We start from the raw sequence: 15,184 nt of genomic DNA, 5'->3' as shown, positions 1-15,184 counted from the left end.
CTATGGACCGAATCTTGCTAACAAGTCTTATTTTAGAGGTTTATTATGAAAATCAGATTAAAAAACTGTTAAATTTTGCGATTTGTCAAATATTTACTGTGTCAGAGAAGAAAAATATAAAAGGGGATATAGAAAAATCAGAATCTGGTTTTTAACAAGGCTTGTATCTGAATAAAAATTCTGCCGGTTTGTTTCATAATTGTCACAATGTCAATAAAATATATGGAAAGATTTTGAACGATACCTCAATAATATTGTCTGTTATGTGAACTTGATTATTAAAAGTTTTAATTTCGACATAAACATATTATGATAGAAATGAGTCGAAGAGGGAGTGAAGTTTTATGTTATCTGAAAAAGATAAAGATATTATCAAACAAACAGTACCAGTTCTTCAAGAAAGAGGTGTGGAAATTACATCATTCTTCTATAACAGAATGTTTAATGAACATCCAGAACTTCGTAATATGTTCAACCAAACCAACCAGAAAAAAGGTTTGCAATCCACAGCTTTAGCTCAAACAGTATTAGCTGCAGCAGCGAATATTGAAAAATTAGGCGCAATCATGCCTGTAGTTAAAGAAATTGCTTACAAACACTGTGCACTTCAAGTACCGGAATCAGGTTACAAAATTGTAGGTGAAAACTTAATTGCCGCAATTATGCACGTGTTGGATTTAAAAGAAGAAGATCCGATTATCCAAGCTTGGATCAATGCATATTGGGAAATTGCTGATGTTTTCATTCAAGTTGAAAAAGAAATGTATGCTGAAATGTTATGGGACGGCTTCCAACCTTTCTCAATTACAAATATTGAAAATGTAGCTTCTGATATTAAAGCATTCACAGTTTCATCTGATAAATATGATTTAAGCAATTTTGAAGCTGGACAATATATTACTGTAGATGTATCAAGCGAAAAACTTCCATATAGAGCAAAACGCCACTATTCAATTGTAGGCGGAGATGAAGATACATTAACATTTGCGGTTAAACGCGATGTATCAGAAGACAATGAAGGTGAAGTTTCAACTATCCTTCATGATGAATTCAAAGTCGGAGATGACATTAATTTATCAGCGCCAGTCGGAGCATTCAGATTGCACAACACTGATAAAGATCAATTGTTACTTGCTTCAGGTATTGGTGTTACACCATTAGTTTCAATGTTTGAAAAAGCCATTGAAGTTGATGCGCCTAGCATTCAATTCATTCACAATGTCAAAGATATTAAAGATGTGCCGTTTGCACAACGCTTATCTAATGACGCTGAAGAAAATGATCATGCTTCTTATGAAGTTCATGATCGCGAAGCAGATGGTTATATTACAAAAGAACATTTAAAACAATATATCTCAAAAGATACAGAAGTTTATGTATGCGGCGGTATTCCATTCTTAAAATCAATCGTGAATGAACTTTATGAATTAGGTGTAGATAAATCTCAAATTCATTTCGAAACATTCATTCCGCGTTTAAGTGTAGAAGTATAATCGCAACTTAAAACAAATTACTGAAATTATGAGAGCTGCTTATTCCGAATATTGTCGGAGTAAGCAGCTCCTTTTTTCGTACTTCAAATCGTGTCAAAAAGTGTTCATCGTGAATAAAGATTGATATGATATGTAGAAAAGAAGGGGGATTTTACATATGGATAAAACAAACAAATTATTAAAAACACTAACAGATGTGAATGGTACAGCGGGTCATGAATACAAGGTTAAAAAAGTAATGAGAGATTATTTAGAACCTGTATCTGATGAATTGGTTGAAGATAATTTAGGCGGTATCTTCGGTAAGAAGAAAGCAGCAAAAGGATCTAAAACAGTCATGGTTGCGGGACATTTAGATGAAGTAGGCTTTATGGTAACTCAAATCGATGACAACGGCTTCTTGAAATTTATACCGGTAGGCGGTTGGTGGAACCAAGTCATGTTATCTCAAAAAGTTACAGTAACAACTGACGACGATAAAGAAATCAGAGGGATTATCGGATCTAAACCGCCGCATGTGCTGACACCTGAACAAAGAAAAGCACCGATTGATATGAAAGAAATGTTTATCGATATTGGCGTGAAATCAAAAGAGGAAGCGCAAAAATTAGGGGTAGATGTCGGTGACATGGTAACACCATATTCTGAGTTTGAAGTATTAGGCAACGATGATTATTTAACTGCTAAAGCATTTGACAACCGTTTTGGTTGCGCACTGGCTGTTGAAACATTAAATCATTTAAAGGATACGTCAATCAATATTGATTTAGTGTCAGGTGCCACAGTACAAGAAGAAGTAGGGTTGCGCGGTGCGAAAGTCGCAGCTAACAAAATCAAGCCGGATTTAGCAATTGCAGTAGATGTCGGCATTGCTTACGATACGCCAGGAATGGGCGGAGGCATGCATGAAGCAGAATTAGGCAAAGGACCTTTAGTTGTGATGATGGATGCTTCTGTTATCGGACATTCTGGTTTCAGAAAACACGTTAAAAAAGTTGCAGAAGAAAAAGGAATTGAAGTGCAATGGGATACAACGCCAGGCGGCGGTACAGATGCCGGCAGTATCCACTTAGCGAATGAAGGAATTCCATCTATTGTTATCGGTGTTCCGTTACGCTACATGCACTCTAATGTTTCTGTAATGCATAAACAAGATTATCTTAATGCTGTAAAACTAGTAACAGAAGTTGTGAAATCATTAGATGACGAAACAGTAGACAATATTATTTGGTAAGTACAAAACACGAACATTCTTGGTTGAGAATAAAAGAAAACACGTATTTTCTATCAAGAGAAAGCATAAAAAAACGGGCGGCTTGCTTAATTAAAAGCAAACCGTCCGTTTTATTTTAGATACCCCTCAATGTATCTGTTATATAACGCAGTGTCTTATTTGTTTAAGCCTCTGCGCATTTTTTCTGCTAATAAAGTGTTGTTTAATACCATAGTGATTGTCATTGGGCCTACACCGCCAGGAACTGGAGTGATTGCGCCTGCAACTTCTTTCACTTCGTCGTATTCAACGTCACCTTTTAATTTGCCGTTTTCATCTGGAGTATTACCTACGTCGATGACTACAGCGCCTTCTTTAACGTCATCTTTCGTAACTAAACCAGGACGTCCAACAGCACTTACAATTACATCCGCATTTTTAAGATGTCTGCTCATGTCTTTAGAACGTGAGTGCAAGATAGTAACTGTTGCGTTTTCTTGAAGTAATAATTTAGAAACAGGTTGGCCCACGATGTGTGAACGTCCGATAACAACTGCTTCTTTACCTTCTAAATCAATATCCGCATTTTTCAATAATTCCATAACACCAAGCGGTGTACAAGGTACGAATGTTTGTTCATCAATATATAATTTACCGATGTTTGCCGGGTGGAAGCCGTCAACGTCTTTTTCAGGGTTGATTGCTTCTAATACTTTTTGTTCGCTTACTTGTTTTGGAAGCGGAACTTGTACAAGAATACCGCTGACTGAGTCATCGTTGTTCAAGCGTTCTAATTCGCTTAATACGTCTTCTTCTGAAGTTGATTCATCTAAATGAACAATTTCAGAAATCATGCCGATTTTTTCAGCAGCTTTCTTTTTTGATCTTACATAGCTCATGCTTGCGCCATCGTTACCTACAAGAATAACGGAAAGTTTTGGCGTATAGCCCTCTTTTTTTAACGCTTCAACTTGATCTTGCAATCCTTGACGATAATCTTTAGCAATTTGCTTGCCATCTAAAATTTTTGCAACCATGTGTAAATTCCTCCTAATATTTTTTCGAACTTTCCTTGACATTAAGAAGTGTAAATCAACCATTTTCCGATAAAATCCGGAACTTTGATTGAATATTCATCAGAAAGTTCGGTTTTTGATTGAAAAAGCATGACCTGATTTGTTATGCTATATCTGTAATATACAACTTACTAGATTAAAATTTCAAATAATTGAAAGGGTGTTCAATTTGAAAGTGGCAGTTATTATGGGCAGCTCCTCTGACTGGGACATGATGTCAGAAAGTTGCCAGATGTTAGATCAATTCGGAATTCCGTATGATAAGAAGGTTGTTTCTGCACATCGTACACCGAAACTTATGTTTGATTTTGCGACACAAGCAAGATTAAACGGTTATGATGTCATCATTGCAGGAGCAGGCGGCGCAGCACATTTACCAGGTATGGTTGCTTCTATGACAACATTGCCTGTTATCGGAGTACCAATTGAATCTAAGAGTCTAAAAGGTTTAGATTCATTACTTTCAATCGTCCAAATGCCTGGCGGCATTCCAGTTGCGACAACAGCAATCGGAAAAGCAGGTGCGAAAAACGCTGGAATTCTTGCAGCTAGAATCTTAAGTATTCAAAGCGATGAAGTAAAAGAGAAATTAGAAGCTTACCAACAATCACTAGTCGATAAAGTAGGAGAGATGCAAAGTGAACTTCAGTAAAATAAAGTTTGGATCAACTGTCGGAATCATCGGCGGCGGACAACTTGGCAAAATGATGGCACAATCAGCTCAGAAAATGGGCTTCAGAGTCATTGTTCTCGATCCTGACAAAGAAGCACCGTGCCAATATGTAGCACACGAATTTATTAATGCAGCTTATGATGACTTAGATGCATTAAGACAACTAGGTGAAGCTTCTGATGTTGTAACATATGAGTTTGAAAATATTGCTGCAGATCAATTAGAAACACTCACGAAAGAATTTAATGTGCCTCAAGGTTATCAAGCAATTCATTTATTGCAAGACCGTTTGACTGAAAAGCAGACATTAGAATCAGCCGGAACAAAAATCGTTCCTTATGCACAATTAACAAATGCAGAAGATCTTGACGCAACAGTAGAAAAATTAGGCTATCCGTTCATGGTTAAAACACGCTTCGGCGGATACGACGGCAAAGGCCAAATCTTAGTCCGCTCAGCAGAAGACTTGGACGAAGCTAAAGCGTTAATCGAAGTACAAGAATGTGTAGCTGAAAAATTCTTAGACTTATATAAAGAAGTTTCATTAACCGTAACAATCGGAAATGGCGGCCAAATCGTTTATTTCCCATTACAAGAAAACGAACACCGCAATCAAGTTTTATTCAAGACTATCGTACCGGCACGTTCTGACAAAGAAGCAGAAGCACGTGCTGAAGTAGATAAAATCAAAGAAAAAGTGCATTTTGTGGGTACATTTACAGTAGAGTTCTTTATTGATAAGGACAACAACTTATATGTAAACGAAATTGCACCAAGACCGCACAACTCTGGCCATTACTCAATCGAGGCATGTGACTTCTCTCAATTTGATACACATATCTTAGCGGTAACTGGACAGAAACTGCCAGAACGCATTGAAATTTTAAAACCAGCTGTAATGATGAATTTGCTTGGTAAAGATTTAGATTTATTAGAAGACGACTTCGGAGATCATCCGGAATGGCATGTTCATATTTATGGCAAAGCATCAAGAAAACCATCAAGAAAAATGGGCCACATGACAGTTTTAACTGATGACATTGATAAAACTGAACAAGACATGTTGGCAACCTTTAAGGGAGGAGCACAATAATGTCATTATTATATGAAGGAAAAGCCAAACGTATTTATTCAACAGAAGAAGATGGAGTTTTACGCGTAGAATACAAAGACGAAGTTACAGCAGGAAACGGTGCTAAAAAAGACCACATCGATGGCAAAGGCCGTTTAAACAACAAAATTACTTCAATTATTTTTGAACACCTTAAAGAACACGGCATTAAAAGCCACTTTATCAAACAAACTTCTGAAACTGAACAATTAGTACAAGCAGTCAAAATTATTCCTTTAGAGGTTGTTGTACGCAACATTGCAGCAGGTTCTATTACAAGAAGATTAGGTTTTGATAAAGGACATGAATTTAAAACACCGCTTGTTGAATTTTTCTATAAAAACGATGCTTTAAATGATCCTTTAATCACTGATGACCATATTAAATTGCTCAACATTGCAAACGAAGAAGAAATTGCAACATTGAAACAAATGGCTTTAGGTGTCAACCAAGCCTTGCTTGATTTATTAAGCAGCATTAACTTAAGATTAGTAGACTTTAAAATTGAATTCGGCCGTACTGAAGACGGTCACATTTTATTAGCTGACGAAATTTCACCTGATACATGCCGTATCTGGGAAAAAGACAGCGATACTAACTTTGACAAAGACGTTTACCGTGAAGACCGCGGTTCAATTATCGAAACTTACCAAACTTTCTTAAATAAACTGGAGGATCTTAAATAATGAAAACTATCGAATTGCACATCACATTACAACCACAGGTACTAGATACACAAGGACAAGCACTTAACCGTGCAGTACATGACTTAGGCTACAACCAAGTGAATGATATCCGTGTAGGTAAATTACTTTATATGACAGTGGATGAAGCAACAGATGAAGCGGTTCATAATATCGTTACAACATTAAGTGAAAAATTATTCGCAAACACTGTAATTGAAGAGTACAGCTATAAAGTACTCGATGAAAAGGAGAATGCATAATGAAATTCGCAGTACTTGTATTCCCTGGTTCAAACTGTGACAGAGACATGTTAAATGCAGCTTTGAAAACAGGTGCAGAAGCAGAATATGTAGATTACCGCGCAACTTCTTTAGAAGGTTTTGACGGTGTATTAATCCCTGGCGGATTCTCTTTCGGAGATTACTTGCGTTCAGGCGCGATGGCAAGTGTTGCACCCGTTATCAAAGAAGTGAAACGCTTTGCAGAAGAAGGCAAACCTGTACTTGGTGTTTGCAACGGCTTCCAAATTTTAACGGAAATCGGTTTATTACCAGGCGCATTATTACACAACGATTCTCATTTATTCGTAAGCCGTAATGAAGAATTGAAAGTAGTGAACAACACTACACCTTTCACTAAAGATTATGCTGAAAACGAAACAGTGATTTATCCAGTTGCACATGGTGAAGGCAACTATTACTGTACAGAAGAAATGTACAAAGCATTAGAAGCAAACAATCAAATTATCTTGAAATATGCACACAATCCAAACGGATCATATGATGATATTGCCGGAATTGTTAACGAAAAAGGTAATGTTTGCGGAATGATGCCTCACCCAGAACGTGCTTTAGAAGCAATTTTAGGAACAGACGATGGCGTAAAATTATTTGAGTCAATGGTAAATAGTTGGAGGGAACAAAATGCCTAAGTTTATTGAACCAAGTATCGAAGAAATCAAATCAGAACATTTATACCGTGATATGGGATTAACAGATGCTGAATATGATAAAGTTGTTGAAATCCTAGGACGTCAGCCAAACTTTACAGAAATCGGTATCTTCTCAGTAATGTGGAGTGAACACTGCTCATACAAACACTCTAAACCTTTCTTGACTCAGTTCCCTACATCAGGCGAGCATGTCTTAATGGGACCTGGTGAAGGTGCTGGTGTTGTAGATATCGGTGACAACCAAGCAGTAGTATTCAAAGTTGAATCACATAACCACCCATCTGCAATCGAACCTTACCAAGGTGCAGCAACAGGTGTCGGCGGTATTATCCGTGACATCGTTTCAATCGGTGCGCGTCCGATCAACTTATTAAACAGCTTGCGTTTCGGTGAATTAGACGAAGTTCAAAACCGTACATTATTACGCGGTGTTGTAGCTGGTATCGGCGGATACGGCAACTGTATCGGTATCCCGACAACTGCAGGGGAAATCGAATTCGATGAACGTTATGACGGCAACCCGTTAGTTAACGCTATGTGCGTAGGTATCATCGACCACGATAAAATCCAAAAAGGTACTGCAAAAGGTAAAGGCAACTCTGTCATTTATGTTGGTTTGAAAACTGGCCGTGACGGTATCCATGGTGCTACATTCGCTTCTGAAGAATTAAGTGAAGAAAGCGAAAGCAAACGTCCTTCAGTACAAATCGGCGACCCATTCGTTGGTAAAAAATTAATGGAAGCAACGCTTGAAGCGATTACTTTCCCAGAATTAGTAGGTATTCAAGATATGGGTGCTGCTGGTTTAACATCATCTTCTTCAGAAATGGCAGCTAAAGGCGGCAGCGGTATGCATATGCGTTTAGACCAAGTGCCTGTACGTGAAGAAGGTATCTCACCTTATGAAATGATGCTTTCAGAAACACAAGAGCGTATGTTGCTTGTAGTTGAAAAAGGTACAGAACAAAAATTCTTAGACTTATTTGAAAAGCATGAATTAGACAGTGCAATTATCGGTGAAGTTACAGATACTGATCGTTTCGTTCTTACTTATGAAGACGAAGTTTATGCAGATATTCCTGTACAACCATTATCTGATGAAGCTCCTGTATACATTTTAGAAGGGGAAGAAAAAGAATATAACACTTCTAAAAATGATTACAGCAATGTAGATGTGAACGATGTATTCCATAAATTATTAGCACATCCAACAATTGCTTCTAAACGTTATTTATATGAACAATACGATCAACAAGTGGGTGCAAACACTGTTATCAAACCAGGCTTGCAAGCATCTGTTGTACGTGTTGAAGGTACAAATAAAGCTGTTGCTTCAACTATCGATGGTGAAGCACGTTACGTATTCAACCAACCATACGAAGGCGGTAAAATGGTCGTTGCTGAAGCATACCGCAACTTAATTGCTGTAGGTGCAACACCGCTTGCAATGACAGACTGCTTAAACTATGGTTCTCCAGAGAAAAAAGAAATCTATCAACAACTTGCTGATTCTACAAAAGGTATGGCTGAAGCATGTGAAGTACTTAAAACACCTGTTGTTTCAGGTAACGTTTCACTTTATAACGAAACACGCGGTACATCAATCTTCCCAACACCTGTAGTAGGTATGGTGGGCTTAATCGAAGATATCGATTACTTAAAAGATTTCCAACCGCATGCTGGCGATAAATTATATGTTGTAGGCGAAACACGCGACGATTTCGGCGGCAGCCAAATCGAAAAATTATTATACAGCAAAGTCAACCATGAATCAGAAGCTATCGACTTATCAAACGAAGTTGAAAAAGGCGAACAAATCAAAGAAGCTGTCAGAAACGGCAAAGCTTCTCATGTCCAAACTGTAGGTAAAGGCGGCTTATTGATTTCATTAGCTAGAATCAGTGCTCACTACGGTTTAGGTGTAGACGCAAAATTAGACGTGTCAGACGCTCAATTATTCAGTGAAACACAAGGCCGATACATTGTTGCTGTTAAAGAAGGACAATCGCTAGATATTCCAAACGCACAAGAAATTGGAACTATCACTGAGGATGGCAAGTTCAAAGTAACAAACGGTCAAACTACTGTAGAAGAAAACGTGTCGACGTTAAACGAAATTTGGGAAGGAGCAATTCCTCAATGTATGACATCCGCGGATTAAATGAAGAATGTGGAGTCTTTGGCATATGGAATCATCCCCATGCAGCAACTTTAACTTACATGGCGTTGCATAGCTTGCAGCACCGTGGTCAAGAAGGTGCTGGTATCGTGTGCTCAAACGGAGAAAATCTGTTTGGCGCACGCGGCATGGGTTTGTTGACTGAGGCGATTTCAGACGCACAGCTAGAATCATTGCAAGGTTATCAGCATGCGATCGGTCACGTTCGCTATGCGACAACTGGTGCAAGCGAAATTGCAAATGTACAACCATTTTTATTCAAACATTCAAAAGGCGATTTAGGTCTTGCGCATAACGGCAACTTAACGAATGCAGTGAAAATACGTCATGCTTTAGAATCTGAAGGCAGTGTTTTCCAAACTACAAGCGATTCAGAAGTGTTAGCGCATTTATTGATTAAAGGCAACTCGCCTAATATCAAAACGAACCAAAAAGCAGCCTTGAACCAAGTTAAAGGTGCATTCAGCTGTGTCATGTTAAATACGAATCAATTAGCAGCGGTTAGAGATAACAATGGTGTACGTCCATTAATGCTTGGCGAAGTTGACGGTGCGTATTGCGTAGCCAGCGAAACATGTGCATTCCAAGCAATTGGCGCAACTTATATCAGAGATATCGAACCGGGTGAATTAATCACATTCAGCGGTGAACATGATATAGATTATGATTATTATTCAACTGATATCAATCATAATATGTGTTCTATGGAATATGTGTACTTTGCACGTCCTGATTCAGAATTCCATAAACATTCAATTTACAATGTGCGTAAAGCATTAGGTAAGAAATTAGCAAGCGAAATGGGCATTGATGCGGATATCGTAATTGGTGTTCCTGATTCGTCATTACAAGCAGCGAAAGGTTTCGCGGAATATTCAGGTATTCCTAACGAACAAGGCTTGCTTAAAAACCGTTACATCGGCCGTACTTTCATTACACCTGATCAAAGTGTACGCGAGAAACAAGTACGCATGAAACACTCTCCGATCAGAGACGTCATTGAAGGCAAACGTGTCGTTGTGATTGATGACTCGATTGTACGCGGTACAACAAGCAAATATATCGTGAAGGCTTTAAAATCTGCAGGAGCGAAAGAAGTACATATGGGTATTTCATCACCTCCGCTTGTGGATCCTTGCTATTACGGTATTGATGTCTCTACACATGCAGAATTAATGGCAGCACAGCATTCTGTTGAAGAGATTAAAGAAATGATCGGTGCAGATTCCTTAACTTACTTATCTGTTGAAGGTATGCACGAAGTCTTTAAAGAATTCGATTCAAAAGGCGAGTGTGATGCTTGCTTTACAGGCAACTATCCTATCGAAATTGTTGACCATCAATTACCAGAAGTTAAAGAACTGAAAAGAAGAGGAGTGTAAAGCTGTGGCAGAGTCTTATAAAAATGCTGGTGTAGATATTCATGCCGGCTATGAAGCAGTAGAACGTATGAAAAGCCATGTGCAACGTACAATGCGTAAAGAGGTGCTTGGCGGATTAGGAGGTTTCGGTGCAGCGTTTGATTTATCACAATTAAACATGCAAAAACCTGTCTTAGTCTCAGGTACTGACGGTGTTGGAACTAAATTGAAATTAGCTATCGACAATGACAAACATGACACAATCGGTATCGATGCAGTCGCTATGTGTGTCAACGACATTTTAACGACTGGCGCTGAGCCGCTTTACTTCCTTGACTACATTGCGACAAACAAAGTAGTACCAGAAGTCATCGAACAAATTGTTAAAGGTGTCAGCGACGGCTGTGAAGAAACAAACACTGCTTTAATCGGCGGAGAAACTGCTGAAATGGGCGAAATGTATCATGAAGGCGAATACGACTTAGCCGGATTTGCGGTAGGTGCTGTTGAGAAAGATGACTACATCGATGGTTCATCTGTCAAACCTGGCCAAGTAATCATTGGTTTGGCATCAAGCGGTATCCACTCAAACGGCTACAGCTTAGTGCGTCACTTAATCAAAGAATCTGGTGTTGATTTAAATGCAGAGTTCGATAACGGACGTACGTATTTAGAGACTTTCTTAGAACCTACACGTCTTTATGTAAAACCTGTCTTAGCTGTTAAAGAACAAGTGAAATTGCATGCGATGACACATATCACTGGCGGCGGTTTCTATGAAAATATTCCGCGTGCTTTGCCTGAAGGTGTTACAGCTGAAATTGATGTGCAATCTTTCACTACACCGAAAATCTTTGACTGGCTGCAAGAAGCAGGCAGCATCGACACTGAAGAAATGTACAATATCTTCAATATGGGTATTGGTTTCACTTTAGTGGTTGATGAAGCAGATGCTGACAAAGCTTTAGACATCTTGAAAGCACAAAATGTCACTGCTTATCAAATCGGTAAAATTGTTGAAGGTAAAGAAGAACCAATCGAATTAACGGGGGTTAAAGCGTGACTAAAGTAGCAATCTTTGCGTCAGGTTCTGGCAGCAACTTTGAAAACATTGTACAACGTGTCAAAGAGGGACAACTGCAAAATATTGAAGTCACAGCATTATACACAGACCATGATGATGCTTATGCGATTGAACGTGCACAGCAACTAGGTGTGCCTGTACATGTGACAATCCCTAAAACGTTTGATTCTAAAAAAGAATACGAACAACAATTAATAAAGCTGCTGAAAGCAGAACAAGTAGAATGGATCGTCTTAGCCGGTTATATGCGTTTAATCGGCCCAGACTTATTAGAGGCATATGAAGGACGAATTTTAAATATTCATCCTTCATTATTGCCTAAATTTAAAGGTATTGACGCTATCGGCCAAGCTTATGAAAGCGGAGATAAAGAAACAGGGTCAACCGTGCATTATGTAGACAGCGGTATGGACACTGGTGAGATTATCGAGCAAAGTCGTTGTGAGATTCATCCGGATGATACCAAAGCACAACTAGAAGAACGTATTAAAAATTTAGAATATGAACTTTATCCTAGAGTCATCGCAAAAATTATTCGATAAGAGGGGCAATTTCTATCATGAAAAAAGTAATTTTAAGTGTATCAGATAAAAGCGGCATTGTAGATTTCGCCAAATCATTAGTTGAGTTAGATTATGAACTTTATTCAACAGGCGGTACAAAACGTGCATTAGATGAAGCGGGTGTACCAGTTAAATCTGTTTCAGACTTAACACAATTTGATGAAATCATGGATGGCCGTGTTAAAACTTTACATCCTGCAGTACATGGCGGTATCTTAGCAGATCGCGATAAACCAGAACATTTGAAACAATTAAAAGAACAAGGTATCGACTTGATTGATATGGTTGTTGTGAACTTATATCCATTCAAAGAAACAGTCGCAAATCCAGATGTTACTGAAATGGATGCGATTGAAAATATTGATATCGGCGGACCGACAATGTTGCGTGCAGCAGCGAAAAACTTTAAACATGTGACAACAGTTGTAGATCCAGCAGACTACGATACAGTAATTGAACATTTGAAAAACAATACTTTAGATGAAAACTTCCGCAAATCATTAATGATTAAAGTATTCGAACATACAAATGATTATGATAATGCGATTGTGAACTTCTTTAAAGAAAACAAAGAACAGTTGCGTTATGGTGAAAACCCTCAACAAACTGCTTACTTTGTACGTACTTCAGATGCAGATAATACTATTGCAGGCGCTAAACAATTACACGGGAAACAATTAAGCTTTAACAATATCAAAGATGCGGACGCAACACTCGCATTAGTTAAGAAATTCGAAGGGCCGGCTGCTGTTGCAGTGAAACACATGAACCCTTGCGGTGTTGGTGTAGGCGAATCAATCGAAGAAGCTTATCAAAATGCTTATGAAGCAGACAGCCAATCTATCTTCGGCGGTATCGTTGCGGTCAACCGTCCAGTTTCAAAAGCATTAGCTGAAAAATTACATTCCATCTTCTTAGAAGTTGTGATTGCACCTTCATTCACAGATGAAGCACTTGAAGTCTTAACTCAAAAGAAAAATATCCGCTTATTAGAAGTAGATATGACATTAGACCATGATGAACAAGAATTCGTTTCTGTTTCAGGCGGCTACTTAGTTCAAGATAAAGATACTAAAACAATTACACGCGACGATATGAAAGTTGTCACAAAAGCTGAACCGACTGAAGCACAATGGAAAGCAATGGAATTAGGTTGGAAAGTTGTTGCGGCGGTTAAAAGTAATGCCGTTATCTTAAGCAACGATCATCAAACAGTAGGTATCGGTGCGGGACAAATGAACCGTGTCGGATCTGCAGAAATTGCAATTGAACGTGCAATTGAAATCAACGACAATGTTGCTTTGGTTTCTGATGGTTTCTTCCCTATGGATGACACAGTAGAATTAGCTGCTAAAGCGGGTATTAAAGCAATTATCCAACCAGGCGGTTCTATTAAAGACCAAGACTCAATTGATATGGCTGACAAACACGGCATTGCGATGGTAATGACAGGTGTACGTCACTTCAAACATTAATCATTCAGGAGGAAAATGCTCAAGATGAAAGTATTAGTTATCGGGGGCGGAGGACGTGAACATGTTCTTGCCCATAAATTAAATCAATCTGAACTTGTTGACCAAGTGTATGCAATTCCTGGAAATGCAGCGATGGAAACTGTAGCTGAAGTGCATGGTGAAATCGCTGAAACAGCACATGATGAAATCGTGAAATTCGCTGCAGAAAATGGTGTTGAATGGGCAGTTGTAGGTCCTGAACAACCGTTAACTGAAGGCTTAGGCGATAAATTGCGCGAAGCGGGCGTTAAAGTCTTCGGACCAGGCGCAGCTGCTGCTCAAATCGAAGGCTCTAAAGCTTTTGCAAAACATATCATGGAGAAATACGGTATTCCGACAGCTGAGTATGTTGAAGTGGATTCTAAAACAGAAGCATTAAAGTATGTGGAAGACTGTAAAATTCCAGTTGTCTTGAAGAAAGATGGTTTAGCTGCAGGTAAAGGTGTTATTATTGCGATGACACGCGAAGAAGCGAAAGAAGGCGTTGAAACACTTTATCCAGAAGAAGAAGGCAAAGTAGTCTTCGAAGAATTCTTGGAAGGTGAAGAATACTCTGTAATGACTTTCGTCAATGGAGACTATGCAGTACCGTTTGATACGATTGCACAAGACCATAAACGCGCTTATGACGGTGATAAAGGACCGAATACAGGCGGTATGGGTGCTTATTGTCCAGTACCTCATATCTCACAAGACGTATTAAAACGTACGAATGAAGAAATTGCACAACCTATCGCAAAAGCGATGCAACAAGAAGGGTATCCATTCTTTGGTGTCCTTTATATCGGTGCCATCCTTACAGAAGAAGGACCGAAAGTCATTGAATTTAACGCACGCTTTGGGGATCCGGAAGCACAAGTACTCTTAACTCGTATGGAAAGCGATTTAATGCAGCACATCTTAGATTTAGAAGCACGTCAACCAATTGAATTCAAATGGAAAGACGAAGCAGTCGCAGGTGTGATGCTTGCTTCTAAAGGCTATCCAGGTGCTTACGAAAAAGGCGTTAAAGTTTCAGGCTTCAATTTAGACGGCAGCACATTTGTCAGCGGCTTGAAAAAAGAAGGCGACGACTATGTCACTTCTGGCGGCCGTGTCATCTTAGTCACTGGCGAAGGCAAAACTGTCAAAGAAGCAAAAGCAGAAGCTTACAAAAAAGCAGATGCAATTGAAAGTGACGGCTTATTCTATCGCAGAGACATTTGTGATAAAGCAATTAAACACGAACAATAATCGAAGATACATTAAACCAACCAAACTTTTTCTCTGAATTGTTTGG

14 protein-coding genes are annotated in these 15,184 nt (G+C 38.8%); 13 read left to right on the top strand and 1 reads right to left on the bottom strand.

The features are described 5' to 3' along the window. The first annotated feature begins 344 nt into the window (after nt 1–344). Together MUA90_RS09790 and MUA90_RS09785 are read left to right on the top strand one after the other, a co-directional pair. Nucleotides 345–1,493: a globin domain-containing protein gene (locus MUA90_RS09790; protein WP_262586615.1), complete on the top strand. Its 1,149-nt coding sequence runs from the start codon at nt 345–347 to the stop codon at nt 1,491–1,493. A gap of 157 nt (nt 1,494–1,650) precedes the next feature. Beyond that, nucleotides 1,651–2,727: a M42 family metallopeptidase gene (locus MUA90_RS09785; RefSeq protein WP_262586613.1), complete on the top strand. Its 1,077-nt coding sequence runs from the start codon at nt 1,651–1,653 to the stop codon at nt 2,725–2,727. A 155-nt stretch (nt 2,728–2,882) separates the two neighbouring features. Here MUA90_RS09785 and folD read toward each other — a convergent pair whose 3' ends face one another. After that, the gene (gene folD / locus MUA90_RS09780) at nt 2,883–3,743 is read right to left on the bottom strand and encodes a bifunctional methylenetetrahydrofolate dehydrogenase/methenyltetrahydrofolate cyclohydrolase FolD (protein WP_114603663.1); all 861 of its coding nucleotides are present in this window, start codon (nt 3,741–3,743) and stop codon (nt 2,883–2,885) included. 208 nt (nt 3,744–3,951) lie between these two features. On the opposite strand from folD, the gene purE reads away from it, so the two are divergent. The 11 genes from purE to purD are packed head-to-tail and all read left to right on the top strand — an operon-like array spanning nt 3,952 to nt 15,138. Further along, nucleotides 3,952–4,434 (top strand): 5-(carboxyamino)imidazole ribonucleotide mutase, encoded by a 483-nt coding sequence (purE, locus tag MUA90_RS09775; RefSeq protein ID WP_262586612.1) that lies wholly within the window; start codon nt 3,952–3,954, stop codon nt 4,432–4,434. Next, the gene (gene purK / locus MUA90_RS09770) at nt 4,421–5,548 is read left to right on the top strand and encodes a 5-(carboxyamino)imidazole ribonucleotide synthase (protein WP_262586611.1); all 1,128 of its coding nucleotides are present in this window, start codon (nt 4,421–4,423) and stop codon (nt 5,546–5,548) included. Before purE ends, purK begins: the two co-directional genes overlap by 14 nt. Further along, nucleotides 5,548–6,252, top strand: coding sequence for a phosphoribosylaminoimidazolesuccinocarboxamide synthase (gene purC / locus MUA90_RS09765; protein ID WP_262586609.1), 705 nt, complete (start codon nt 5,548–5,550; stop codon nt 6,250–6,252). Before purK ends, purC begins: the two co-directional genes overlap by 1 nt. Further along, nucleotides 6,252–6,512 carry a phosphoribosylformylglycinamidine synthase subunit PurS gene (gene purS / locus MUA90_RS09760; protein WP_105993779.1) on the top strand — a complete coding sequence of 87 codons (261 nt, stop codon included), beginning with the start codon at nt 6,252–6,254 and terminating at the stop codon, nt 6,510–6,512. Before purC ends, purS begins: the two co-directional genes overlap by 1 nt. Continuing rightward, a complete protein-coding gene (gene purQ, locus MUA90_RS09755) occupies nt 6,512–7,183 on the top strand; it encodes a phosphoribosylformylglycinamidine synthase subunit PurQ (protein ID WP_105993780.1) in 672 nt (223 codons plus the stop codon). The genes purS and purQ overlap by 1 nt, the downstream gene beginning before the upstream one ends. Next, nucleotides 7,176–9,365, top strand: coding sequence for a phosphoribosylformylglycinamidine synthase subunit PurL (gene purL / locus MUA90_RS09750; protein ID WP_105993781.1), 2,190 nt, complete (start codon nt 7,176–7,178; stop codon nt 9,363–9,365). Before purQ ends, purL begins: the two co-directional genes overlap by 8 nt. Continuing rightward, nucleotides 9,344–10,765 (top strand): amidophosphoribosyltransferase, encoded by a 1,422-nt coding sequence (purF, locus tag MUA90_RS09745; RefSeq protein ID WP_114603660.1) that lies wholly within the window; start codon nt 9,344–9,346, stop codon nt 10,763–10,765. The genes purL and purF overlap by 22 nt, the downstream gene beginning before the upstream one ends. Before the next feature lie 4 nt (nt 10,766–10,769). Continuing rightward, complete coding sequence (gene purM / locus MUA90_RS09740; protein ID WP_262586605.1) at nt 10,770–11,807, top strand: phosphoribosylformylglycinamidine cyclo-ligase; 1,038 nt, start codon at nt 10,770–10,772, stop codon at nt 11,805–11,807. Next, entirely contained in the window at nt 11,804–12,370 is a 567-nt protein-coding gene (gene purN, locus MUA90_RS09735) for a phosphoribosylglycinamide formyltransferase (RefSeq protein WP_105993784.1), read from the top strand. The genes purM and purN overlap by 4 nt, the downstream gene beginning before the upstream one ends. Nucleotides 12,371–12,387: 17 nt before the next feature. Next, on the top strand, nt 12,388–13,866 hold the full coding sequence (gene purH / locus MUA90_RS09730) for a bifunctional phosphoribosylaminoimidazolecarboxamide formyltransferase/IMP cyclohydrolase (RefSeq protein ID WP_105993785.1): 1,479 nt from the start codon (nt 12,388–12,390) through the stop codon (nt 13,864–13,866). 24 nt (nt 13,867–13,890) lie between these two features. Beyond that, nucleotides 13,891–15,138 carry a phosphoribosylamine--glycine ligase gene (gene purD / locus MUA90_RS09725; protein ID WP_262586602.1) on the top strand — a complete coding sequence of 416 codons (1,248 nt, stop codon included), beginning with the start codon at nt 13,891–13,893 and terminating at the stop codon, nt 15,136–15,138. Nucleotides 15,139–15,184 lie beyond the last annotated feature (46 nt).

Origin of the sequence: Staphylococcus sp. IVB6181, assembly GCF_025561445.1 — a bacterium.
GTDB classification, from domain to species: Bacteria; Bacillota; Bacilli; order Staphylococcales; family Staphylococcaceae; genus Staphylococcus; species Staphylococcus simulans_B.
This window is presented reverse-complemented; position numbering and strand designations above follow the sequence as displayed.